At 55.4% G+C, this 24280-nt stretch carries 23 protein-coding genes and 1 tRNA gene; 20 read left to right on the plus strand and 4 right to left on the minus strand.

Annotated features, from left to right (window positions below; genetic code table 11):
• The first annotated feature begins 453 nt into the window (after window positions 1–453).
• From xylB to AC2FF7_RS06555, 3 genes are read left to right on the plus strand one after another with little or no spacing between them, the layout of a single operon-like run.
• Window positions 454–1911, plus strand: a complete 1458-nt coding sequence (gene xylB / locus AC2FF7_RS06545) for a xylulokinase (RefSeq protein ID WP_480865561.1) — start codon at window positions 454–456, stop codon at window positions 1909–1911.
• Complete coding sequence (locus AC2FF7_RS06550) at window positions 1908–2861, plus strand: aldose epimerase family protein (RefSeq protein ID WP_496905395.1); 954 nt, start codon at window positions 1908–1910, stop codon at window positions 2859–2861. Before xylB ends, AC2FF7_RS06550 begins: the two co-directional genes overlap by 4 nt.
• Window positions 2858–4159, plus strand: a complete 1302-nt coding sequence (locus AC2FF7_RS06555; RefSeq protein WP_480865559.1) for a cytochrome-c peroxidase — start codon at window positions 2858–2860, stop codon at window positions 4157–4159. Before AC2FF7_RS06550 ends, AC2FF7_RS06555 begins: the two co-directional genes overlap by 4 nt.
• Here AC2FF7_RS06555 and AC2FF7_RS06560 read toward each other — a convergent pair whose 3' ends face one another.
• Window positions 4160–5671, minus strand: coding sequence for a CRTAC1 family protein (locus AC2FF7_RS06560; protein ID WP_496905396.1), 1512 nt, complete (start codon window positions 5669–5671; stop codon window positions 4160–4162).
• Window positions 5661–6878 carry an ROK family transcriptional regulator gene (locus AC2FF7_RS06565; RefSeq protein WP_496905397.1) on the minus strand — a complete coding sequence of 406 codons (1218 nt, stop codon included), beginning with the start codon at window positions 6876–6878 and terminating at the stop codon, window positions 5661–5663. Before AC2FF7_RS06565 ends, AC2FF7_RS06560 begins: the two co-directional genes overlap by 11 nt.
• A gap of 151 nt (window positions 6879–7029) precedes the next feature.
• Between AC2FF7_RS06565 and xylF the strand changes: the two genes are divergently transcribed.
• From xylF to xylA, 4 genes are read left to right on the plus strand one after another with little or no spacing between them, the layout of a single operon-like run.
• Window positions 7030–8049, plus strand: a complete 1020-nt coding sequence (xylF, locus tag AC2FF7_RS06570) for a D-xylose ABC transporter substrate-binding protein (protein ID WP_170354203.1) — start codon at window positions 7030–7032, stop codon at window positions 8047–8049.
• A 60-nt stretch (window positions 8050–8109) separates the two neighbouring features.
• A complete protein-coding gene (locus tag AC2FF7_RS06575) occupies window positions 8110–9408 on the plus strand; it encodes a sugar ABC transporter permease (RefSeq protein ID WP_496905398.1) in 1299 nt (432 codons plus the stop codon).
• Window positions 9408–10211 (plus strand): ATP-binding cassette domain-containing protein, encoded by an 804-nt coding sequence (locus tag AC2FF7_RS06580; RefSeq protein WP_480865554.1) that lies wholly within the window; start codon window positions 9408–9410, stop codon window positions 10209–10211. Before AC2FF7_RS06575 ends, AC2FF7_RS06580 begins: the two co-directional genes overlap by 1 nt.
• A gap of 9 nt (window positions 10212–10220) precedes the next feature.
• On the plus strand, window positions 10221–11528 hold the full coding sequence (gene xylA, locus AC2FF7_RS06585; protein ID WP_480865553.1) for a xylose isomerase: 1308 nt from the start codon (window positions 10221–10223) through the stop codon (window positions 11526–11528).
• An 888-nt stretch (window positions 11529–12416) separates the two neighbouring features.
• Here the strand turns inward: xylA and AC2FF7_RS06590 are convergent.
• A tRNA-Ser gene (locus AC2FF7_RS06590) sits at window positions 12417–12506 on the minus strand.
• A 123-nt stretch (window positions 12507–12629) separates the two neighbouring features.
• On the opposite strand from AC2FF7_RS06590, the gene AC2FF7_RS06595 reads away from it, so the two are divergent.
• The 8 genes from AC2FF7_RS06595 to AC2FF7_RS06630 all read left to right on the plus strand — a co-directional run bounded on the left by AC2FF7_RS06595 (window position 12630) and on the right by AC2FF7_RS06630 (window position 19614).
• On the plus strand, window positions 12630–13472 hold the full coding sequence (locus AC2FF7_RS06595) for a DUF2059 domain-containing protein (protein ID WP_496849175.1): 843 nt from the start codon (window positions 12630–12632) through the stop codon (window positions 13470–13472).
• Entirely contained in the window at window positions 13472–14272 is an 801-nt protein-coding gene (locus AC2FF7_RS06600) for a DUF2059 domain-containing protein (RefSeq protein ID WP_496905399.1), read from the plus strand. The genes AC2FF7_RS06595 and AC2FF7_RS06600 overlap by 1 nt, the downstream gene beginning before the upstream one ends.
• Window positions 14273–14481: 209 nt before the next feature.
• On the plus strand, window positions 14482–15099 hold the full coding sequence (locus tag AC2FF7_RS06605) for a 50S ribosomal protein L21 (RefSeq protein WP_480865549.1): 618 nt from the start codon (window positions 14482–14484) through the stop codon (window positions 15097–15099).
• A gap of 11 nt (window positions 15100–15110) precedes the next feature.
• Window positions 15111–15380, plus strand: a complete 270-nt coding sequence (gene rpmA / locus AC2FF7_RS06610) for a 50S ribosomal protein L27 (protein WP_010440093.1) — start codon at window positions 15111–15113, stop codon at window positions 15378–15380.
• A 249-nt stretch (window positions 15381–15629) separates the two neighbouring features.
• A complete protein-coding gene (locus AC2FF7_RS06615) occupies window positions 15630–16166 on the plus strand; it encodes a GNAT family N-acetyltransferase (protein WP_170751240.1) in 537 nt (178 codons plus the stop codon).
• 37 nt (window positions 16167–16203) lie between these two features.
• Window positions 16204–17238, plus strand: a complete 1035-nt coding sequence (gene obgE / locus AC2FF7_RS06620) for a GTPase ObgE (RefSeq protein WP_170751238.1) — start codon at window positions 16204–16206, stop codon at window positions 17236–17238.
• Window positions 17226–18332 carry a glutamate 5-kinase gene (gene proB / locus AC2FF7_RS06625; protein WP_480865548.1) on the plus strand — a complete coding sequence of 369 codons (1107 nt, stop codon included), beginning with the start codon at window positions 17226–17228 and terminating at the stop codon, window positions 18330–18332. The genes obgE and proB overlap by 13 nt, the downstream gene beginning before the upstream one ends.
• A gap of 19 nt (window positions 18333–18351) precedes the next feature.
• A complete protein-coding gene (locus AC2FF7_RS06630) occupies window positions 18352–19614 on the plus strand; it encodes a glutamate-5-semialdehyde dehydrogenase (protein ID WP_480865547.1) in 1263 nt (420 codons plus the stop codon).
• On the opposite strand, the gene AC2FF7_RS06635 is transcribed toward AC2FF7_RS06630, so the two are convergent.
• On the minus strand, window positions 19611–20207 hold the full coding sequence (locus tag AC2FF7_RS06635) for a histidine phosphotransferase family protein (RefSeq protein WP_496905400.1): 597 nt from the start codon (window positions 20205–20207) through the stop codon (window positions 19611–19613). The two genes, AC2FF7_RS06630 and AC2FF7_RS06635, sit on opposite strands and share 4 nt — an antisense overlap.
• A gap of 43 nt (window positions 20208–20250) precedes the next feature.
• Here AC2FF7_RS06635 and AC2FF7_RS06640 point away from each other — a divergent pair, with 43 nt between their 5' ends.
• From AC2FF7_RS06640 to tsf, 5 genes are all read left to right on the plus strand, one after another.
• Entirely contained in the window at window positions 20251–20433 is a 183-nt protein-coding gene (locus AC2FF7_RS06640; RefSeq protein ID WP_170769740.1) for a DUF3553 domain-containing protein, read from the plus strand.
• 98 nt (window positions 20434–20531) lie between these two features.
• Window positions 20532–21287: an L-ornithine N(alpha)-acyltransferase gene (gene olsB, locus AC2FF7_RS06645; RefSeq protein ID WP_170354189.1), complete on the plus strand. Its 756-nt coding sequence runs from the start codon at window positions 20532–20534 to the stop codon at window positions 21285–21287.
• Between the two features lie 3 nt (window positions 21288–21290).
• Complete coding sequence (olsA, locus tag AC2FF7_RS06650; protein WP_496905401.1) at window positions 21291–22127, plus strand: lyso-ornithine lipid O-acyltransferase; 837 nt, start codon at window positions 21291–21293, stop codon at window positions 22125–22127.
• A gap of 167 nt (window positions 22128–22294) precedes the next feature.
• On the plus strand, window positions 22295–23086 hold the full coding sequence (gene rpsB / locus AC2FF7_RS06655; RefSeq protein WP_170751223.1) for a 30S ribosomal protein S2: 792 nt from the start codon (window positions 22295–22297) through the stop codon (window positions 23084–23086).
• A gap of 76 nt (window positions 23087–23162) precedes the next feature.
• On the plus strand, window positions 23163–24038 hold the full coding sequence (tsf, locus tag AC2FF7_RS06660) for a translation elongation factor Ts (protein WP_170354186.1): 876 nt from the start codon (window positions 23163–23165) through the stop codon (window positions 24036–24038).
• Window positions 24039–24280: the final 242 nt, after the last annotated feature.

Raw genomic sequence — 24280 nt, forward strand, 5'->3', positions numbered from 1 at the left:
GTCTCCTGATTTATGAATAAGAATGAGATGTGAAAACGCTAAGAGGAATTTAAGGGGAAAACCTTAAGCACGGCAGCAATTTAGAAAAATGAGCCATGCTACGCCCATTGCTTGTCAGCGCGTGGCAAGAAAGTGCCGCAAATTTGCCTCGCGTCCAAGCCATTGTACGAAGCATGGCGGACAGATGGCGGCTGTAACCGTGTTGGGACTTGCACACACGACGGTTTTCGAGACCCTTTTCGAAATCAAATCAGACGTTCTTGCATCAAAAAAACGGTTTTAGTGGCGGTAAAACAGGCAGGTTGGGCTCAGGAAACTGCGTCACGCTATTTTCTAATGTCCGTAGTGGCGAAGGTTTAATGCACTGGAAACCAAATTGCTTGAAACTTTTATTGACAATATCTTTCCGTAAAATAATTTTAGTAACTAAAATAAAATATGGGTGGTTTGAAAATGTATCTCGGTCTGGACTTGGGAACATCCGGTCTTAGGGGAATTCTTGTCAACGACGCGGGTATCGTTGAAGGTAGTGCCGGGTCTAGAATTCTCACGTCTTGCCCAAAGCCTGGTTGGTCCGAACAGTCGCCTTCGGACTGGATAGAGGCTTGCAAAGAAGTTGTCCTTCAGCTTCGTGAAGCACACGGAACGTCGTTTTCCGCGCTGCGTGGCATTGGTTTGAGCGGACACATGCATGGTGCGACCCTTCTGGATGCCAATGGCAACGTGTTGCGGCCGTGCATTCTTTGGAACGACACAAGGGCTTCGAGAGAAGCAGAGATTCTTGATCAATCACCCGGTATGCGTGCCAGTTCAGGCAATATCGTTTTTCCGGGTTTTACGGCGCCCAAGTTGGAATGGGTTCGTGCAAATGAACCTGACCTGTTCGTCAAAATTGCCAAAGTTCTGCTACCTAAAGACTACTTGCGGCTCTGGCTGACAGGGGATTACGTCAGTGACATGTCTGACAGTGCGGGGACTTCATGGCTGGACGTAGGTGCACGGCGATGGTCGGAAACTGCCCTGGAACAAAGCCACATGAACATCAAACAAATGCCCCGATTGGTCGAAGGCAGTGATCCGGGAGGAGAGTTGCGGTCCGAGTTGCAGAAAGAATGGGGGGTGTCTGGACAAGTCGTGATTGCTGGCGGAGCAGGGGACAATGCCGCTGCTGCCTGTGGGATAGGCAGTATCAGCGACGGAACTGGCTTTTTGTCTCTCGGAACCTCGGGTGTGCTGCTGGTGTCCAGGGACAAGTATGCTCCAGCGCCAGAAACAGCTGTACACTGTTTTTGCCATTCTGTCCCTGACAGGTGGATTCAGATGGGTGTTATCCTGTCTGCGACAAATAGTTTGAACTGGCTCTCCCGCAACCTTGGCCAGCCCGTTAGCGACTTGGTCGCTGCGCTGCCTGCTGATCTGGATGGCCCATCAGAGATCACGTTTCTACCTTATCTTTCAGGTGAGCGGACGCCGCACAATGACAGTGCAATCCGTGGTGCGTTTCTGGGTGTGGATATTTCCTCGGAGGCCACCGATTTGACGCGGGCAGTCATGGAAGGCGTCGCCTTTGCAATGCGGGACTGCCTAGAGGCCCTCAAGAGTACCGGAACAAAACCAACGAGCCTTTTGGCCGTTGGCGGCGGTGCGCGATCTCATTATTGGTTGAAAAGTCTGGCCACTGTGCTCAATACGCCCCTGGCCTTGCCGCAGGGCAGTGAGTTCGGAGCCGCCATCGGTGCCGCCCGTCTGGCAATGTGCTCGGTCACTGGTGCACTCCCGGGCACAATAATGACGTCTCCCAAAATCGACAGGGTCATCGAACCTCGTCAGGACTTGGTCGATGCTTTCGAAACCGAGTACCAACGCTACCTGCAATACTATTCGGCGTTAGCATCTTTTGCCAAACGATGAACACAAGACGGGACATATCTCCTCAGATCGACAGGGCCGTTCTGAGTGATGGCGATATGCGAGTGTCGCTGCTCAGCTACGGAGCCACAACTCAAAGCTGGTGGTACAAGGGTTTGCCAATGATCCTTGGATACGAGAACCCGCAGGACTATGTCGCCGACAAAAATTATCTGGGCGCAATCGTCGGGCGTGTCGCCAATCGGATCGGACAAGCGCATTTTGACATGGGAAACGTTCGTTATGAGCTTGACGCGAACGACGGTCAAAATTCTTTGCATGGTGGGCGCGCAGGGCTATCGCATCAGAATTGGGCTCTTGAGAGGATAACAGTAAACGAGGCCATATTGCGCCTCACTTCCCCAGAGGGTTCCGGCGGGTTTCCGGGAGAAATCAAATTTGAAGTGCGGGTAAGGCTGGACTACCCGCGTTTGACCTATTCCATTTCGGCGCAACCGGATCGGCCGACACCCATAAGTATAGCGCAGCACAACTATTACTGCCTCGGTGGAGCGGCGGGCATTTCCGAGCATTGTCTGCGGCTGACCTCAAGCCGCTATCTTCAAGTTGACAATCGGGGAATTCCCTCTGGCAAATTTGAGGATGCAAGTGAGGGTGAGATGCAATTCACTGTGCCGAAAGCGATCGGTGCCGCTTTGACGGACTTGGACAACTATTTCGTTTTTGACTGCACACGAGATAATGGGTTTCCGGTCGCTGACCTTACTGCACCCAACGGTTTGAAGTTGTCTGTCTGGTCAGACCAGGCAGGGGCGCAGGTTTACTCTGGCGCTCACCTGACGAAACCCTTTCACAAAAGCGCCGGTGTGTGCATCGAGCCGTCAGGTTATCCCAATGCGCCTAACATCCCCGAATTCCCGTCGATCATTTACACGCCCGAAACCCCTTACGAGCAGACCTTGATTTTGGAAATTTCCGAGGGTGGCTCATGAGGTTTGCTGCTCCGATTATTGCTTTCGGCGTGGTGATTGCGTCCATCACGTCCGCAACGTCTCAGAACCTCGGTCCGAACCCAGAATTTGTTGAATCTGATCCGGCTAGTGTCCAACTTGGACGGCTGCTTTTCTATGACCCGATCTTGTCCGGAAACAGGAACATCAGCTGCGCAACTTGTCACCACCCCAAGCTTGGCACGTCAGATGGGCTCTCGCTTGGGATCGGAGAAGGGGGTTCGGGTTTGGGGGCAGGGCGCAAGATTGACACGGACAACCCGCCGGAGCAACGCATTCCGCGCAATTCGCCGGGGCTTTGGAACCTTGGTGCAACCGAATTCACAACCTTCTTTCATGACGGGCGCCTTGAAACTGATCCGACGCGCGAGAACGGTATCAGGACGCCGCTGGGCACGCACATGCGGTCAGGTTTCAATTCAGCTTTGGCAGCTCAGGCAATGTTTCCAGTGCTTTCGCCCGATGAGATGGCAGGCCACTATTCCGAGAATGATGTCAGTCAGGCTGTACGTCTAGGGATGCTTACTCAGGAAGGGGGGGCATGGGATCTGATTGCAGCTCGCGTCGCGGCCATCCCAGAATATGAACACCGTTTTTCCTTAACCGCTCCTGGGGACGCGATAACGTTCTCGGCTATTGCGAATGTAATTGCAGATTTCATTGCGTTCGAATGGCGCGCCGACAACAGCCCGTTTGACCTTGCGATGCGGGGGGAAGCAGCATTGCCCGAAGAGGCACAGCGCGGCATGCAGTTGTTTTACGGGAAAGCAGGGTGCAGTACCTGTCATTCGGGCTGGTTCCAAACAGACCATAAATTTCACTCGATTGCGCTGCCGCAGATCGGACCGGGAAAAGCAGCGCGATTTGAAAGCCATACCCGAGATGATGGACGCCTGCGCGTGACTGGTGACGCAGAGGACGCGTTTGCGTTTCGCACGCCCTCGTTGCGCAATGTAACGCTGACGGCACCATATGGGCACAACGGCGCCTATGCACGGCTTGAAGATATCGTGCGCCATCATCTCAACCCAGAGGCTTCACTGCGGTCGTACACGTTGGAAATGGCGAAACTACCTTATTTTCCTGGTGCGCAGGATCAACGGTCATTGTTGAACCCAGAGAATTTGGATGCGATTGCCAGAAGCAGCGATCTGCCGAGGATAAGTTTGACGGATCAGGAGATCAGCGCACTTCTGAGCTTTTTGGGCAGCTTGGAAGATCCCGCAGAGCGCCTTGGAGTTCCGGATCATGTTCCAAGTGGACTGCCAGTCGATCAATGATCAGCGCTCAATGCGAATGATCTGGTTCGATTGGTATTCCTTCCATGCTCCTTTTTCACCATCTGGCCAAATTACGCGAACTTCTATTGCTTCCGCATCCCCCAGCCCAAAATGATGCAGCCCTGCAATGCCGCTTGCATGCCCTCCACCGATTGTGATTTCTCGGGTTTCCATACCTGACGCGGTTTTGGCCTCGATAAAGCTACCGACCGCGAAGCGATTTGACTTGTTTTGAGAAATGTCCAGCATCACCCAATTCTCGGTGTCAGGCTGGTTTTGGTAGACCTCAAGTTCCGAGCCTCGGTTAACCACCACCAGATCCAGCCAACCGTCATTATTGAGGTCAGCCAAAGCCGCACCGCGAGACTTGGCCATAGAGGCAATGCCAGCCTCGACGGAAGCTTCTAGAAATTGACCATTTTCCTTTTGTAAAAGCAGGTTGTTGGGGTCATCCAAAGCCGCATCTGGCATCTGCTCGACATTTCCCTTGGCGACGAAGATATCGTCCAGACCGTCGTTGTTGACGTCCCCAAATTGTGCATGCCATCCGGTCGATGGGCGGCCGTCGCCTCCCGTATGTGGCCTGTGAGCGGTTGTGCCTTTGCCGAAGGTGGCGTCGCGCCAGGTCGGACCACCGGCTTTGGGATCGAAAATCTGCAACTTCTGATCGCCCATCGAAGTCAGGTAAACTTCGGGAAAGCCATCTCCTGTCAGATCCCGCGAAGCGATGCCCATCCCCCAGATCGAGTATGGCAACCATCCGTCTTCTTTAGAATAAAGGCTTGGTGTTTCCTCCATTGCCCATAACTGCTCTTGGCCGCCGCGCACATAGTAATGGCGATCGTTGCTGACGCGCAGATCCGCTTGCCCGGTGCGCGACCAGTCAGAAAACAGAATAGAAAGCGCGCAATAGCCTGGTTCAAGGTGTTCCGGTGGCCGGTAGCTGTCACCAGTTGGCCGGAATAGGACCGTGGGTCCGCAAGTTTCAAATGGGCCGTCGGGATTGCGACGATCAACATAAGTTCCGAAGGCCAGTGTTGGCAGGGTCTGATTGGTTTCCCATGTGGCAGAGAATCCGGTTGTCCAATGATCCTCCGATTGGAAGCCCAGGGTGCTGAAGCGGCGGAACTTGCAATCAGGCTCACCCTTCAAAAGCAAATCGGGGCCCACGCGCAAAACGGCCAGATCCAGAATTCCATCACTGTCGATATCCAGCGGGTAAGCCCCAGTTACGCCGGTTATGGCAAGCGGCTCGGGGGTGTCGGCGCGAAACGATAATCCTTCGCGCGATGTGTTTCTGAACAGTTTGGATGTGTTGGTGCCGCCCGCGGCAAAGAGTTCGGGCAGCTCATCGCCGTCGCAATCGAAAACGGCGACCCCGCCGCCCACAAAATGTTCCCAGCCGCCGTCATAGATATGAGAACCTATGTCATTCTTTTTGAACTGAGGAGCGCGACTTTCTGCACTGGCCGCAGATGCAAAAGCGAGCAGGATAAAAAGCTCAGGGCGCATTTTTTGCCAGCTCTTTTACCTTAAGGATCGAGACCTGCTCAATCCCGTACGCCGCAGCACCCTTAGCCCACATAAGATCGCCCCAGTGATGCGCTTTGATTTCCGGCAAGAGGGTGTCGACATTCACGACGCCACTGCGGATTCGGGCCATCACCTCGTCCGAATACAGGTGCTCCAAATCCATTTGAGTCCCGGACAGGATAATGCATTCAGGGTCAAACAGGTTGATCAGGTTGGATATCCCCAGACCAAACATCTGGCCCGCGCGGGTCAGAACGGACTTCGCTCTTTCGTCTCCGGATCGCGCGTTTTTGTGGATCTCTGCAACCGTTTCCGTTCCAGTGCCTTGATCGGCAACGGTTGCTTCCCGGATCAATGCATAGTCGCCGACATAGGCTTCAAGGCACCCTCGCTGGCCGCATTGGCAAAGCGCGCCGTCCAGTTGAACTTTGGTGTGGCCAAACTCTGCTCCGCAGCCTCTTTCCCCGCGATACAGCTTGCCGTCCAGCACAATTCCAAGCCCTACGCCGTGTTCGATCGTCACGACCAAAAAATTCTTAAGACCCTTGCCTAATCCGAAAAGTTGTTCCGCCTTTGCCACCAGGTTGGCATCGTTTTCTATAAAGGCAGGGCAGGGCAATTCTGTTTCCAGAAACTGGCTGAAGTCGACGTTTCTCTCGGTAAGGGATGAGGACCAGTGTACAAAGTTCCGTTCAGCGTCTACGAGACCGGCAATCCCGATTGACACTCCGGACAGGGAGCCCAGGGTCGCGTTTATCTGTGCACAGGCTAGATCTATGGCCGTGCGAATGGTTGCTACGAATGCGCCTGGCGTCATCCGGACGTCATCCAGCGGATATTTGTATGACGTAACTTCGTTTCCTTCGAAATCTGCAAGGATGACCGAGATCATGTGGCGCGCGACTTTAAGGCCCGCAATAAGATAAGATCCGCCATCCAACTGAAGTAAAACTCTGGGTCGACCCCTTTTGGCAGACTTGGATTGGTGTTCGGTTTCGATCTCTTTGATCAATCCTGCCGAAATGAGATCGGCTGTCGCTGCAGTAACTGTCGCCGGGCTGGTTTGCAAAGCGCTGGCGATATCTATCCGGGAAATCGAGCCTTCTGTCCGGATATGTTCCAGCACCCGAAGTCGGGTGATGTTCCGCTGGTCCGCGGCATTTTGAGAAGCTTTGCTTTTCAGCATCTTGGTCTCGCGAATCTGGTTCTTAACTCAGTCTATTTGGATTCCGCCCGCCCTAACAGAGTAAATATTTTACCCGCTGAATTAAATATGGTATTCAATTTCGTGAGAGCCGCGAATCGAAACACGATGGCTCGGCAAATGGGAGGAAAACATGAAAAGAATTCTCAGCTTCTCTGCTGTGGCCACGCTGTTGGCTTCGACCGCATTCGCAGAGCCAGTGGTCGGTGTGAGTTGGTCGAACTTTCAGGAAGAACGCTGGAAGACGGATGAAGCGGCCATCAAGTCTGCGCTTGAAGCAGGCGGCGCCGAGTACATTTCGGCAGACGCGCAATCGTCTTCCGCAAAGCAGTTGTCAGATATTGAAAGTCTGATTGCGCAAGGCGTGGACGCGCTTATCATTTTGGCGCAGGACGCGCAGGCAATCGGACCGGCTGTTCAAGCTGCGGCCGACGAAGGTATCCCGGTCATTGCCTATGACCGCCTGATTGAAGACGACCGTGCATTCTATCTTACCTTCGACAACGTGGAAGTCGGCAGAATGCAGGCCCGAGCTGTTTTTGAAGCCATGCCCAAGGGTAATTACGTGATGATCAAGGGCTCTCCTACTGATCCCAACGCTGATTTCCTCAGGGGTGGTCAGCAAGAAATCATCGGGGCTGCCGTTGACAGTGGCGACATCGTTATCGTTGGTGAAGCCTACACGGACGGCTGGTTGCCCGCGAACGCACAGCGAAATATGGAACAGATCCTAACCGCCAATGAAAACAATGTGGATGCAGTCGTGGCATCAAATGATGGCACTGCAGGTGGCGTTGTGGCAGCTTTGACTGCACAAGGTATGGAAGGCATCCCGGTGTCCGGTCAGGACGGCGATCATGCAGCATTGAATCGTGTCGCGCTGGGAACTCAGACCGTTTCGGTTTGGAAGGATGCCCGCGAACTTGGTAAGGCAGCAGGTGAAATCGCAGTCGCGCTGAGTGGGGGAACAAGCCCCGCCGACGTGGAGGGCGCGGCCAGTTGGACGTCGCCTGGCGGTACCCAGATGAACTCGGTCTTCCTTGCACCTGTACCGATCACGAAGGACAACCTGTCTGTTGTTGTGGACGCCGGATGGATCCCATTGGAGGACTTGTGCCAGGGTGTCGAAAACGGACCTGCCCCTTGTAACTAAACTTCAAAGTCCCTGGCCCTGTCTGGGCCGGGGACCATTGCTGAATATGAAAGATCGGAAATGACCGAAACTTCGTCTCAGCCGATACCGGAAAAAGCAAAACCCAGCCTGTTCCAGCAGTTGGAACTGGATATGCGGCTTTTGGGAATGATCGGCGCGTTTGTCATCCTGTGTATAGGGTTCAACATCTTTACGGATGGACGATTCCTTACGCCTCGGAACCTGTTCAATCTGTCCATTCAGACGGTTTCGGTGGCCATAATGGCGTGCGGGATGGTGTTCATCATTGTCACGCGACACATCGACTTGTCCGTTGGAGCGCTGCTTGCAACGACGTCAGCCGTGATGGCAATGACGCAAACCGAGCTTTTGCCGCAGGTACTTGGGATGGGTTTGAACAACCCTGCAACCTGGGCGATCACCATTGTCGTCGGGCTGTTTGTCGGCACGCTGATTGGTGCGTTTCATGGCTGGATGGTTGGGTATCTGACGATACCAGCCTTCATCGTTACGCTTGGCGGGTTTCTGGTTTGGCGAAACGTGGCGTGGTATTTGACCAGCGGCCAGACGATTGGCCCTCTGGATAGTACGTTCCTGATGTTTGGCGGGACGAACGGCACTTTAGGCACGACGACAAGCTGGCTGTTCGGCTTGTTCGCCACCGCAATCGCGATCTGGGCTTTGTGGAGCAGTCGTCGTGCAAAGGCGGCACATGGTTTTCCTGTCAAACCCGTTTGGGCAGAGGCCACTCTGGCCGGGATAATCGCAATTGCCATCCTTGGGTACGTTTACATCGTAAACAGCTACGCTATTCCGACGCGTCGGTTGCAACGTATGTTCGAAGCGCGCGGAGAGACAATGCCAGAGCGGCTGGTCGTCGGATACGGTATACCGATTTCTGTCCTCATATTGATCATCGTAGCCGTAACCCTGACAATTGTGGCGCGGAAAACCCGGTTTGGACGCTACATCTTTGCCACCGGTGGAAACCCGGATGCGGCAGAGCTTTCCGGCATCAATACGCGGCTGCTGACCGTGAAGATTTTTGCACTGATGGGTTTCCTATGCGCCGTTTCTGCGGTGGTTGCTTCTGCACGCCTCGCGAACCATTCAAACGACATTGGCACGCTGGATGAATTACGGGTTATTGCTGCCGCTGTAATTGGTGGTACCGCGTTGTCCGGTGGCATCGGGACGATCTACGGCGCCATCCTTGGTGCATTGATCATGCAAGCGCTCCAATCTGGTATGGCCATGGTTGGCGTGGACGCGCCGTTTCAGAATATTGTAGTCGGCAGCGTTCTTGTGTTGGCCGTCTATATCGACATCGTCTATCGCAAACGATTGGGGGCCAAGTGATGCAAGATCAAGGCACGCAGAAAACACCCTCAAAATCTGGGCGCGGCTCCGGCGCAGCGCCATTGGTCGAAATGCGAGACATTTCGATCTCGTTCGGTGGGATCAAGGCTGTCGACCACGTGTCAGTCGATCTCTACCCGGGCGAAGTGGTCGGTCTGCTTGGGCACAACGGGGCTGGAAAATCGACGTTGATCAAGGTTCTGTCCGGCGCATATCAAATGGATCACGGCGAGATTCTGATCGATGGCAAGCCAGTCGAGATTGGCAATCCCCGTGACGCCCGGGCGAACAATGTTGAGACGATCTACCAGACGCTTGCCCTGGCGGACAATCTGGACGCGACATCAAACCTTTTCCTGGGACGCGAGATGACGACGCCATTGGGGTTGGTCAACGATGCCGCCATGGAGGCCGAATGCCGAAAGATTATGGCGCAGCTCAATCCGAACTTTCAGAAGTTCAATGACCCTGTCTCTGCGCTGTCGGGTGGTCAAAGACAGTCGGTCGCGATTGCCCGGGCCGTCTATTTCAACGCTCGTATTCTGATTATGGACGAGCCGACAGCGGCGCTGGGGCCGCATGAGACACAAATGGTGGCCGACCTGATTCACCAGTTGAAGGCGCAAGGTATCGGCATCTTCCTGATTGATCACGACGTGCATGCTGTAATGGAGCTATGCGATCGCGCTTCGGTCATGAAGAACGGAAAATTGGTTGGGACCGTCGATATTGCAGACGTAACAGATGACGATTTGTTGTCGATGATCATTCTCGGCAAGCAGCCAGAACAAAAAGCAGAATAGGGGGCAGATATGCCAAGCGGATTTTTTGAAGGGATCGAAGAGATCCGGTTTGAAGGCGTAGACAGCGACAACCCCATGGCCTTCCGCCACTACAATCCCGACGAAGTTGTCATGGGAAAGCGCTTGGAAGACCATCTACGGTTCGCGGTCGCTTGGTGGCACTCCTTCGCGTGGGAGGGTGGAGACCCCTTTGGCGGACCTACATTCGAACGCCCATGGCATCCTCAGGACGACATGGGACGGGCCCGATTAAAGGCGGATATTGCTTTTGAACTGTTCGAGCTGCTGGGTCAGCCCTTTTTCTGCTGGCACGACGCTGACATTCGGCCCGAGCAGGGCAATTTTGCCGATAACTTGAAAACTCTGGAAGAAATCACCGATTACATCGGTGAAAAAATGCAAACGTCCAGCACCAAGCTCCTTTGGGGTACCGCCAACATGTTTAGCCACCGTCGGTGGATGTCAGGCGCAAGCACCAACCCCGATCCGGATGTTTTTGCTTTTGCGGCAGCAACGGTAAAGTCGTGCTTGGATGCGACCCACAAGCTTGGTGGCGAAAACTATGTTCTGTGGGGCGGGCGTGAAGGCTACGAAACTCTGCTAAACACGGACCTGAATACTGAACTGGATCATATGGGCCGGTTCTTGAACATGGTCGTAGAGTACAAACACAAAATCGGCTTCAAAGGCACCATCCTTGTAGAGCCCAAACCACAGGAGCCGTCCAAGCACCAATACGACTACGACGCCGCGACCTGTATTGGATTCCTCAGAAAATACGGTTTGGAAAGCGAAGTGAAGTTGAACCTTGAGCAGGGACACGCGATCCTCGCCGGCCATAGTTTCGAGCATGAAATAGCAGTTGCTGCTGCCGAGGGGATGCTGGGTTCGATTGATATGAACCGAAACGACTATCAGTCAGGGTGGGACACAGATCAATTTCCTAACAACACGCCAGAGGTTGCTTTGGCATATTACTACATTCTGAAAGCCGGAGGTTTTACAACTGGTGGCACCAACTTTGACGCTAAAGTACGTCGCCAGTCGCTTGATGCAAAAGATCTTGTTGCAGCACACATCGGCGGAATGGACATCTGTGCAAGAGGCTTGAAAGCCGCGGCTGCCATGATTGAAGATGGCGGTCTGGAGGATGCGCTGTCTGAACGGTATTCCGGTTGGAACGCTCCGGAAGCGGCGTCTATGCTGAACAGTAGTCTCGAGGACATCTCTGCGCGAGTTTTACAGGACAATATCAACCCGGAACCACGATCTGGGCGTCAGGAAATTCTGGAAAACTATGTGAACAGGTTTGTTTGACCGAGGAAAAATATCAGCTGAAGTATTGTCAAAAGAACTTGGGGTGAACTGAGCAGAGGCTTTTGTAGTCATCACGCATGACTAAGTGATTGCAATCAGATCACTTTAAGCCGGAAGGATCACGTGCTGTTATAGTGCGCTTAAGTGGATCAGCGCTAATGGCCTGCCTAACGCAGGACGGAGGTTTTAAAGCTGCACTGGACGGCGCAGATGGCCAGTACCCGCCAACCTAAGCAGTAGTTTATTTGTCAACGCAACAGGCTGCACAGGTTTTACTATTCGTTTTCGTCCAGACGCAGCGACCTGCTGGCTTGATGCGTCGAAAAACACGCGTGTTTTAAAAAGTAGGCGGCGGGACCAAGTTGCAATAGTTGCCTCACGCCCATTCCGGCAGTCAAGAAATGCAGGTTGGTAAGGGCAGTGCCCTCGCTGTTCATGGCTGAGCCGACTGATCGCGCTCAGGAGCCACGATCGATAGGCGGGAATTCCTCAGTCTCGACTGTGTTTTGGCATCTTTCTCAATTGATTTAGTCTGACATGTTCCTGCGGAATTTCAGCAAGGGTGCTTAACATAGAGTGCTGTTTCCTGCCTTGCCTCACACTTGTGTAAATCGCCCGGGTGCAAGCTGATGGCGACAATGAGTCTGTTGAAGTCGACAAAAACCGCAAAACTCAAAAGTTGTCTTGCGGACGCAGGGTATCTTTTGGTTGTCCGACTAAGTGTGAGAATAGAGCAAAATCGCCGTAGTAGGCTTCAAAAGGAAAACAGTTGGCTTTAACAAAGTTCAAAAGCCTATCAGTATGACGGCTTTGATCCAAACTATCGCAACAACGGAAATCTCATCACGCTCGGAAATGCGTTTTTTTCCGCTTTTTGCGTTAGGATAGTGGCGGAGAGACAGGGATTCGAACCCTGGGTGGGCTTGCACCCACAACGGTTTTCGAGACCGCCCCGTTCGACCACTCCGGCACCTCTCCGCGGGGGTCTGTGAGGGGGGGATTTAGTGAGGAACGGGCAGGGGTGCAAGCAGAAAATTCCCGAAATTCACTAAGAAGGGATTTTCCATTGCCTGACGGCGTAAAACACCTAGGCTCTGTGTCATGACATATATCTATCGCACCGCCTTTCTGCCCCTTTGTATGTTGGTCGCAACGCTATTCGCCCTTCCGGTTTCATCGCTCGCTGCCGAGCGGGACAGGATCGAGGCATTTCTGGCAACCACCGGCTTTGACGTCGCGTTGGAAAGTATCGCGCTGGCCTCGGCATCAGCACCGGAAATGCTGGGGATTGACCCAGACGGATTCGGTTCGGATTGGGCACGGTTGACCGAAGATGTGTTTGACGTCCAAGAGATGCATGAAACCGCCGTTTCAATTCTAGAGCAGACACTTAGTGATGACGCTCTGAATCATGCAGTCGAGTTTTATGCGTCCGATCTGGGTCAAAGACTGGTCGAGGCCGAAAACGCGTCGCATCTGATTGAAGATGAAGACGCCAAACAGCTTGAGGGTCAGCAGATCGTGTCAGACCTGATCCGTGAGGGCTCGATGCGGGTGGAAGAGCTGAAGCGGATGAACGCAGCCGTTGATTCCAGTGGAACAGCCCTGCGTGCCATTCAAGAAATCCAGCTGCGGTTCCTTCTCGCAGCAAGCGCTTCGGGTGTTATTGACCTACAGATGGGAGCAGACGACCTAAGACTGTTGATGCGCCAGAACGAAGCCGGGATGCGTCAGTCGCTGCAATTGTCTGCTCTGGCAGGCGCGGCTTATACGTACCAGGATTTCTCGGATGCGGATATCATCGCGTACTCAGACGCGCTTGAGGAACCCCTGATGCAGGAGGTTTATGAACTTCTGAACGCCATTCAGTATGAAATCATGGCCATGAAATTCGAAGATCTTGCAGCACGTATGGCGGATCTGCATCCGGCTCAGGATATCTGATGCGAGTGGGTGTCCTTTTTTTGGTGATCACGCTGTGGGCGACAATTGGGTCGGCCTCGGAAAAAGTGGATCGTCTGATGGATGCCATACGCCTTGAACAGGTAATCGACATTCTTCGAAGCGAAGGGCGCGAACAGGCCAAGGAGTTAAACGAAACGCTTCTGGGCAATTCCGGTGGGTCATATTTTTCGGCACAGCTGGACGTCATTTACGATGCGGAATGGATGCATGATCAGATCAGCGATGTTTTCCAAGAGGCGCTGACTGAAGGTCAACTGGATCGCGCAATCGTTTTCTATGAAAGTGACCTTGGCCAGACGCTTGTTTCCCTTGAGAATTCGGCGCGCGAGGCGATTGGCGACGAGACCATCCTAGAGATGGCCAAGGACAGCTTTTTGACGGGCAATCACGATTTGTCTCTTTACCGCCTTATTGACGAATACATCGAGGTTAACGATCTGATCGCCAAAAACGTCCACAGCGCCATCAGTGCAGATTTCCAATTCTTTCGAGGGCTGAACGAAGATGTCGGCGCGGATGATCAGGAAATATTGGCCCAGCTGCTGACCGAAAAGGACGCCATCACTCAAGATACGGAAACATGGCTTTATTCGTTTTTGTTGATGGCCTATCAGCCGTTAGAGGATGGGCAGATGCGCGAAAACATCGCCTTTTCGCGTACCGAGACGGGGCGCGCCGTGAACAAAGCCTTTTTTGACAGCTTTGACCAAATGTATGACGACATCTATTACCGACTTGGTCAGGCGGTTTCACATGCGTTGACGGCTTCGGAGCTGTAAGCGGGCTTTTGCTGTTGACTTTCACCAGCATTCCGGGAATAAGCGCGCATCCCGGCCGGTTCCTCCGCGCCGGGTCTCGTTATTATTGACCCATCGGGCCTGTCCCAAGGGTCGTCACATAGCCCGAAAAGGGCGCGCTGTTCGAGGTGGCGAAAGCCGGCAACACCCGTAAGGGGACCACAGAACGCGGGTTTGAAAAGGAAAGACGCATGTTTGCGGTCCTCAAGACTGGCGGCAAGCAGTACAAGGTTCAGGCGGGCGATGTGCTCCGCGTTGAAAAGCTGGCTGCCGACGCAGGTGAAAAAGTTCAATTCAACGATGTTCTGATGCTGGGCGGCGACGCTCCGGTTGTTGGTGCACCTTTCGTTGAAGGCGCAGGCGTACAGGCCGAAGTGATCGAACAGATCAAAGGTGACAAGGTCATCAAATTCGTCAAGCGCCGTCGTAAGCACAGCTCGAAGCGTACCGTTGGCCACCGTCAGAAGCTGACTCTGGTCAAAATCACCGACATCCTGGCGTCGGGCGCTGACAAGTCGGGCATCAAAGCGGCAACCGGTTCTGCACCTGCTGGCGAAGCGGCACCTGTTGCAAAGCCTGCCAAGAAAGCTGCCGCCAAGGCAGAAGCACCCGCCGCCGCTGCAGCTGCTGCTGACGATCTGACCAAGCTGAACGGTGTCGGCCCCGCCGCTGCCAAAAAGCTGAACGACGCAGGTATCGAGAGCTTTGCCGCTCTGGCAGCCTTGTCGGACGAGCAGATTGCTGCTATCGACACCATCAAAGTGAAGCCCGAATGGGTTGAGCAAGCCAAAGAGCTGGCTCAAGGCTAAGGAGAGAGAGAATGGCACATAAAAAAGCTGGCGGTTCCTCCCGTAACGGTCGCGACTCAGCTGGTCGCCGCCTTGGCGTGAAACTCTATGGTGGCCAGGCGGCCATCGCAGGCAACATCATCGTACGTCAGCGCGGCACCAAGTTCTGGCCGGGCGAAGGCGTGGGCATGGGCAAAGATCACACGATCTTTGCGACTGTTGATGGCGCCGTGAAGTTCCACAAGGGACTCAAGAACCGCACCTTTATTTCGGTCCTGCCAGTGGCGGAGGCCGCAGAGTAAGCCGAAACCCTAAAGGTTTAGAAATAAATGGGGGACCGGCAGAAAATGCCGGTCCCCTTTCTCGTTTTTAACACAGTTTTGACCTATGAGCCCGATGACACACGCAGCAAGCACAATACCGCCCCTGTTTCAGGGACGCATTGCCCATGCGGTTGAAGATCGTCTGGGCCGCAAATATCTGATGTGGACGTTAATTGGTTTCACTTTTGCGTCCGTAATTTACGTGTTGTTCGGAGGAGGACCGCACTCATGAAGTTTGAGACAATAATAAACCAGCCGGTGATCGAAACCGAGCGGTTCGATCTACGCCCCTTGCGTCGTTCGGATATGGGTCTCATTGAACACTATGCAGGCGATGAACGTGTGGCGCGGATGACCACGGCTATTCCACATCCATTGCCGCCTGGCTCGACCGAAGCGTTCGTTACCCGCGCCATGTCCGAGGAGCGGGACGAAGACGTTTGGGCCTTGGATGCCACCAAAGATGACGGACCAGAGCTGATTGGCCTGATTTCGTTGACTCGGCTGGATCGCAATCAGTCCGAGGTTGGGTATTGGGTCGCGCCGATCTACTGGAACACCGGTGTGGCATCGCTGGCGGTTGAGGCGTTGGTCAATGCAAACCCGTTGGAGAACGCCAATATGTTCGCCAGCGTGTTCCAGGACAATCCGGCCTCGGCCCGGGTATTGACCCATTGCGGGTTTGAATATCTTGGTGATGCCGAAAACTATTCGGTGGCGCGCGATGCGAATGTGCCCACCTGGACATATACAAAGAAACTGTGACTTGTGGCCGATGGGGCCTTTGCAGTAGGGGACAGCTATGAAATTTCTCGATCTTGCAAAGGTCTACATCCGGTCCGGGGCCGGTGGGGGCGGCTGCGTCAGCTTCCGGCGCGAAAAATACATCGAATATGGCGGCCCTGACGGCGGGGACGGCGGCAAAGGCGGCTCGGTCTGGGTTGAGGTTGTGGACAGCCTAAACACCCTGATCGACTTCCGCTATCAGCAGCATTTCTTTGCCAAAAACGGTCAGCCCGGTCGTGGGCAGCAGCGTACCGGCAAGGATGGCGATGACATTGTCCTCCGCGTGCCTGTTGGGACCGAAATTCTGGACGAGGACGAAGAGACCGTCATCTGCGATCTGACAGAGGTCGGGCAGCGCGTGCTGCTAGCGAAGGGTGGCAATGGCGGTTTTGGCAACCTTCATTTCAAGTCAGCTACCAACCAGGCTCCGCGCCGGGCCAATCCGGGGCAGGCGGGGATCGACCGCACCATTTGGCTGCGGCTGAAGCTGATCGCCGATGTGGGTCTGCTGGGCATGCCCAATGCGGGCAAATCGACCTTTCTGGCGGCCACTTCGAATGCACGGCCCAAAATTGCGGACTATCCGTTTACGACCCTGCACCCCAATCTGGGCGTTGTGGGAGTAGATAACGTTGAGTTCGTTGTTGCCGACATTCCTGGCCTGATCGAGGGCGCGCATGAGGGCCGCGGCATTGGCGACCGTTTTCTGGGCCATGTCGAACGCTGCGCCGTACTGCTGCATCTGGTCGATGGCACCTCGGAAACCGTGGCCGAGGATTACCGCACCATCATTCACGAGCTTGAGGCTTACGGTGGTGAGTTGGCCGAGAAACCCCGGATCACCGTGCTGAACAAGGTCGATGCTCTGGATGATGAGGAACGCGAACTGGCCAAGTCTGAGTTGGAAGACGCCGTGGGCGGCCCCGTCATGACCATGTCCGGCGTCGCGCATTTGGGCGTGACCGAGGTTCTACGCGCCCTGCGTTCAGAAATCGACGACAATCGCCTTCGTCACAAACCCGCCGAGGAGGCCGCGCCTTGGCAACCCTGACTTCAGCCAAACGTCTGGTTGTGAAGATCGGGTCTGCCTTGCTGGTGGATCGGGATACAGGGTTGTTGCGGTCTGACTGGCTGAAGTCGCTGGCGCAGGATGTGGCGTGGCTTAAAGGGCAGGGGACGGACGTCATTTTGGTGTCCTCCGGCTCGATTGCTCTGGGGCGTGGGGTTCTTAGCCTACCTATGGCGACATTGCCGCTGGAACAGTCTCAGGCGGCTGCGGCCGTTGGGCAAATCCGTCTCGCCCGCGCCTATGAAGAGGTTCTGGCCCCGCATAACATCACCACCGCGCAGGTTCTGGTCACGCTTGAAGACAGTGCCGATCGCCGTCGTTACCTGAACTCACGCGCGACGCTTGAGACGCTGCTTGGCCTGGGCGTCGTCCCGATTGTCAACGAAAACGATACAGTTGCCACGGATGAGATCCGATATGGCGACAATGATCGTCTGGCTGCTCAGATCGCTGTCACCGTAGGCGCAGACCAGTTGATCCTGTTGTCTGATGTGGATGGGTTCTATACCGGGAACCCGACCGAGGACAGCTCGGCGACCCGTTATGATGTGATCGAACAGATAACGCCCGAGATTGAGGAAATGGCCGGTGACGCCGGTTCGGGTCTTTCGAAGGGCGGGATGAAGACCAAATTGCTGGCGGCCAAGATGGCGACAGCTGCAGGTTGCGACATGGCGATTACTGAAGGGTCGACCTTAAACCCGCTGAAAATGCTCGAAAATGGCGCAAACTGCACGTGGTTCACGGCCACCGTCGATCCGCACGCGGCGCGCAAACGTTGGATATCAGCCATGAAACCCCGTGGTGAGATCGTGGTGGATGCCGGCGCGGCCAAAGCACTTGGCAATGGCAAAAGCCTTCTACCTGCGGGTATTGTCGAAGTGACCGGCGATTTCGGGCGCGGCGATCCGGTGGCGATCATAGATCCGCAGGCGAGGCGTTTGGCCCAAGGTCTCAGCCGCTATACCGCGCAGGAGGCAGACGCGATCAAAGGGCGCAAATCATCCGAGATCGAGGCGACGCTAGGCTATCCGGGCCGCGCCGTGTTGATCCACCGGGACGATCTGGCGCTGTAGTTAAAGAAAGGCATGTAAGATGAAGGATTTCGACAGCATTCCCGCCCTGATGACTGATTTGGGTGTGCGCGCCAAAGCGGCCTCGGCCGAACTGGGCTTTGCCAGTGCCGAGCGTAAACACGCGGCCCTGATTGCCGCTGCCGATGCGGTCTGGACGCGACGCGCCGAGATCATTGAGGCCAACGCGAAAGACCTGGAGTTTGGGCGCAACAAGGGTCTGAGCCCGGCGATGATGGATCGCCTGATGCTGGACGAAGCCCGAATTCAGGGCATGGTCGACGGTCTGCGCACCGTTGCCGATCAGGCTGATCCGGTGGGCGAGGTTCTGACCGAATGGGACATGCCGTCAGGTCTGCATATCCAGCGCGTACGGACGCCTCTGGGCGTGATCGGCGTCATTTATGAAAGCCGCCCGAATGTGACAGCGGATGCGGGTGCGCTTTGCTTGAAATCGGGCAATGCGGTGATCCTGCGTGGCGGTTCGGAAAGCTTCCATTCCTCAAGCGCGATCCATGCCTGTCTGGTCGAGGGTCTGAAGGCTGCCAACCTGCCCGAAGACGCGATCCAGTTGGTGCCCACACGCGACCGAGCAGCCGTTCAGGAACTGCTGACGATGACCGACTATGTCGACGTGATCGTCCCGCGCGGTGGTAAAGGGTTGGTGGGCCTTGTCCAGCGTGAGGCGCGAGTGCCCGTGTTCGCGCATCTGGAAGGCATCGTGCATATTTATATCGACAAAGCTGCCGACCCCGCCAAAACAATCGAGGTCGTTCTGAACGCCAAAACCCGCAGGACGGGGATCTGTGGAGCAGCCGAATGCCTGCTGATCCATCAGGACGTTGCTGAAACTTTGGGCCGGGATGTCATCCAAGCTTTGTTGAGTTCAGGTGTCGAAGTCCATGCCGAGAGTGGTTTGGAGATGAACGGAACGATTGCAGCGTCGGCCGACGATTGGGGAAAAGAGTTTCTCGACGGTATCATCGCCGCCAAACCTGTTGCCGATATTGACGCGGCTATTGCGCATATCCGGCAGTACGGCTCTGACCATACAGATTGTATCATGACCGAAGATGCAGAGGCCGCTGCGCGGTTCTTCGAACGTCTCGACAGTGCAATTCTGATGCACAACGCCTCGACGCAATTTGCCGATGGTGGAGAGTTTGGCATGGGCGCCGAGATAGGTATCGCCACCGGCAAGATGCATGCCCGCGGACCTGTGGGCGCTGCTCAGTTGACCAGTTTTCAGTATCTGGTCCGCGGAAACGGGACTATTCGGACCTAGAACCGTATCTCAACGCGGGTTGAGGTTGTATCCACCGCAACCCGCCGTCCCATATAAGTCGCGGTATCGGGGAGCAGGGCGAACTGAACGTGGGCAGGCGTGACCTTGTTGGCAAACCGCCCGCGGGGCAGGTTATTCCATAAGTCGTTGTCGATGTTCAATTTGTCCGCGATACCCGTGACGGACCAGCGGTCTACATCATTGCGAATGAAGACTTCGCCGCCGAACGGCATTGCGCTTTCGCAGCACATCAATACCAGAAACGCCAATTTGACCTGATTGCGCGGCACAGCTTCGGTGAGGTTCCAGTTCACCCGCACACGTCCGGCTCGTTCTACATCTTTCAGCAAATCGCTGACTTCAGTCCGCCCCAAGGGTTGATCCCCAGCGGACCCAAATGCCACGCGAAAGAATCTGATCCGCGCGCCAGCGCTGCCGACACTGCCCGAGATCAGCTCCATCTCGGGGCCTCGGGTGCCGCCAACCATTTCCAGCAGTTCAAGCCCGTTGGTGATCGCGCCAATAGGGCTGGTCAGGTCGTGACAGATGCGCGAGCCGATCAGCTCGGCCAGGTTGACGTCTGTAGCGCTCATGCGTACCTCCTGCTGTATCTGCCGCCGGACCTGGAGCCCAGTCATGTCAGACCTCAATGCCATTCTTGCACCGGGCATGTTTGTCCGCCACCCCGATTTCCCCGATTGGGGCATTGGACAAGTGCAGTCCAATATCGGTGGCAAAATCACCGTGAACTTCCGTGAGCAGGGGAAAGTGGTGATTGACGGATCGCGCATCGCCCTGATGCCCGTCTTTGATCCGTGAAACTGGTTTAGGAAAGGTTAACGCGCGGTCGGTTGCGGCCCATGTTGCCATTCCCCCGATACCTGCGGTATCAGCCCTGAAACCACAGGGACGTTCTGATGTCGGGTACAGGCCCATCCTTCACCGTCAAACTCGCCGAGACCGAGGCCGAACTACGTGCCGCGCAGCGGCTGCGCTATGACGTCTTCGTTCGCGAACTGGGTGGTGGCGGAGAGATGGTTGATCACGACGCAGGGCTGGAACAGGACCGGTTTGATCCGTATTTCGACCATATGCTCGCCATCGACGACCAGACGGGCGAAACTGTTGGTGTTTACAGACTGTTACCGGGTGAACGTGCAGCAGATCTGGGTCAGTTTTATTCCGAAGACGAATATGATGTCAGCGTCCTTAAAGACAGCGGTCGCAAGCTGTTGGAATTGGGGCGATCCTGCCTCCACCCTGACTATCGCGGCGGCACGGCAATGTATCATCTGTGGAACGGTCTGGCCGCCTATGTGAACGCGCGCCAGATTGAAGTTCTGTTCGGCGTCGCCAGCTTTCATGGCACTGATGTTCAGGCGCTGGAGCAGCCTCTGTCGATGTTGCATCACAACCACCTCGCGCCGCCAGACCTGAGGGTGCGGGCGCAACCCGATGTGTTTCAGCCGATGGACTTGGTGGACGTGGATGCGCTGGATCGCCGTGCAGCCATGGTGCAGGTTCCAGCGCTGATCAAAGCCTATCTTCGGCTGGGCGGGTTCGTGGGCGAGGGCGCTTTTATCGACCATGCTTTCAACACAACGGACGTGTGCCTGATCCTGGACACAGCGCGTATGAACGAGCGCCAACGGCGCATCTATACCGGAGCATAACACTTGAGCGACGCATCCTGGCACAGCGAAGACGCGCCTGATCCCATTGAGTTGGGCCTTATCGGCTGGATTCTGGTCATCTTGCGTAGTCTGCCTCTGGCGGTGTTAGTCTTCGGCGGTCTGATTGTTCTACTGACCCTGCGCCTGATCGAACGACCGATTTACGGTGTCCGCCGCCCCATCACGCCCTTCATCACACAGTTTGTCTGTCGCAACGCTTTTCGCATTCTAGGAATGGGGTTCCGCAGTTCCGGAGAGTTGATGACTCAACGTGGGGCAGTGGTGGCCAATCACTCCTCGTGGTTGGATATTTTCGCGCTAAACGCCCGCAAAAGGGTCTATTTCGTCTCAAAAGCCGAAGTGGCGAAATGGCCTGGTATCGGCTGGCTTGCCCGCGCCACGGGTACCGTCTTCATCGAACGCAACCGTAAAAAGGCGCGCGAGCAAACCTTATTGTTTCAGGAACGCTTGTCCGCAGGTCATAAGTTGGTGTTCTTCCCGGAAGGCACCTCGACCGATGGAATCAGGGTTTTGCCCTTTAAAACAACACTCTTTGCAGCGTTCTTTACCGACGAACTGCGCGAATTCTTGTATGTGCAGCCCGTTTCCGTGATCTATCATGCGCCCGTTGGGCAACCCAACAGGTTCTATGGCTGGTGGGGAGATATGGATTTTGGCCCGCATCTGCTGAAAACGCTGGGCGCCCGTCGACAAGGTTGGGTCGAGTTGATCTACCACATACCCGCCAAGGTCAGCGATTTTGAAAACCGCAAAGCGTTGGCTGCTCATTGCGAGGAAGCCGTCCGTCATGCCCATAGCTTGGCGCGGCTTGAAAAATAGGGGCGAAAGCCTCTTGCGTTGCACCAAAACCTGCCGTATACGCGCGCCATTCAAACCCGCAGGCGGGGTTTGGGCCTTTTGGAGGGAGACATCCTCATCAGGCCCGCCGGTTGGAGCATCCGCTTCTTTCACCCCCGCCAAGGCGTAAACCGGAAAAGGAAAATAGCATGGCTCTTCCCGAGTTCACCATGCGTCAGCTGCTGGAAGCTGGCGTTCACTTTGGTCACCAGACACAGCGTTGGAATCCCCGCATGGGCCCGTTCATCTACGGCTCGCGCAATGGCATCCACATCATGGACCTGACCCAGACCGTTCCGATGCTGGATCAGGCGCTGCAGGCCGTTCGTGACACCGTTGCAAAAGGTGGCCGCGTTCTGTTCGTTGGTACCAAGCGTCAGGCCGCTGGCCCGATCGCCGAAGCAGCTGAAAAGTCAGCTCAGTACTACATGAACCACCGCTGGCTGGGCGGTACGCTGACCAACTGGAAAACCGTTTCTCAGTCGATCAACCGTCTGAACCAGATCGACGAAGCAATGGAAGCCGGCGCAGAAGGCCTGACCAAGAAAGAGCGTCTGGGCATGGAGCGTGACCAGCAGAAGCTGCAGGCTTCGCTGGGCGGTATCCGCGAGATGGGCGGCGTTCCTGACCTGCTGTTCGTCATCGACGTCAAAAAAGAAGCACTGGCCATCGCCGAAGCCAACAAGCTGGGTATCCCGGTTGTGGCTGTTGTCGACACCAACTGCTCGCCCGACGGTGTTGACTACATCATCCCCGGCAACGACGACGCAGCCCGCGCCATCGGTCTGTACTGCGACCTGGCCGCACGCGCGGCTCTGGACGGCATGACCGCTCAGATGGGTGCTGCTGGCGTGGACCTGGGTGCATTCGAAGAAGCACCGGTTGAAGAAGTAGTCGCCGAAGAAGCCCCCGCGGAAGCAGAAACACCTGCCGAAGCGTAAGCTGCCCGTCACGTAAATGACATATGGGGCAGGGTAGACCTGCCCCAATTCCGTTTGATTTGAGGAGAGCCGAAAGATGGCAATCACAGCAGCAATGGTTAAAGAACTGCGCGACAGCACAGGCGCAGGCATGATGGACGCGAAAAAAGCGCTGACCGAAACCGGCGGCAACATGGACGAGGCCGTTGACTGGCTGCGTACCAAAGGTCTGGCCAAGGCGGCCAAGAAATCCGGTCGTACTGCCGCCGAAGGTCTGGTTGCTGTTCACGTCAACGGTGGCAACGGTGTTGCTGTCGAGGTGAACTCGGAAACCGACTTCGTTGCGAAAAACGCTGAGTTCCAGGAAATGGTCGGCAAGATCGCATTTGCAGCCGAAGGCGTTGCAGATGTTGACGCTCTGCTGGCGGCTGACCTGGGTGGCAAATCCGTTGCCGACACTCTGACCGACAAGATCGCCACCATTGGTGAGAACATGTCGGTGCGCCGCATGGCGAAACTGTCGGGTGACACTGTTGTGTCTTACGTCCACAACGCAGCCACCAACGGCATGGGCAAAATCGGCGTTCTGGTCGCTCTGACCGGTGGCGACGAAGCGATCGGCAAGCAGGTTGCGATGCACATCGCAGCTGTGAACCCGGCAGCTCTGTCCGAGGCGGACATGGATCCAGCTGTTGTCGAGAAAGAAAAACAGGTTCAGATGGACATCGCCCGCGAATCCGGCAAACCGGAGCAGGTGATCGAGAAGATGATCGAAGGCCGTATGAAGAAATTCGTCGCGGAATCGACCCTTCTGAACCAGTCGTTCGTTGTGAACCCTGACCTGACCGTTGAAGCAGCCGCCAAAGAAGCAGGCGCAACCATCACCGGCTTTATCCGTCTGGAAGTTGGCGAAGGCATCGTGGTCGAGAAAGAAGACTTCGCAGCCGAAGTTGCTAAAGCCGCGCAAGGCTAAGATGTTTTGTCGGAACCCTTACGGGGGTTCGGCACCTTATCGGAACCGGTCACGCATAGCGTGGCCGGTTTTTTCGTTTGGCAATAAAAAAGACGCCGCAGCGCCTGGAATTTAAGGATAGGGTTGGGGGGCCCCGCATGATGGGGATGGTCGAGGCCCCCCAGTGTTTCCGGCAAAGGTACGTGGACGAATAGACGCCCCTGTGCCAGAGCGGTTGGAGAGCCCTGAAATTACAAAGATCC

It is taken from the genome of Ruegeria sp. YTSC325 (genome assembly GCF_059609525.1).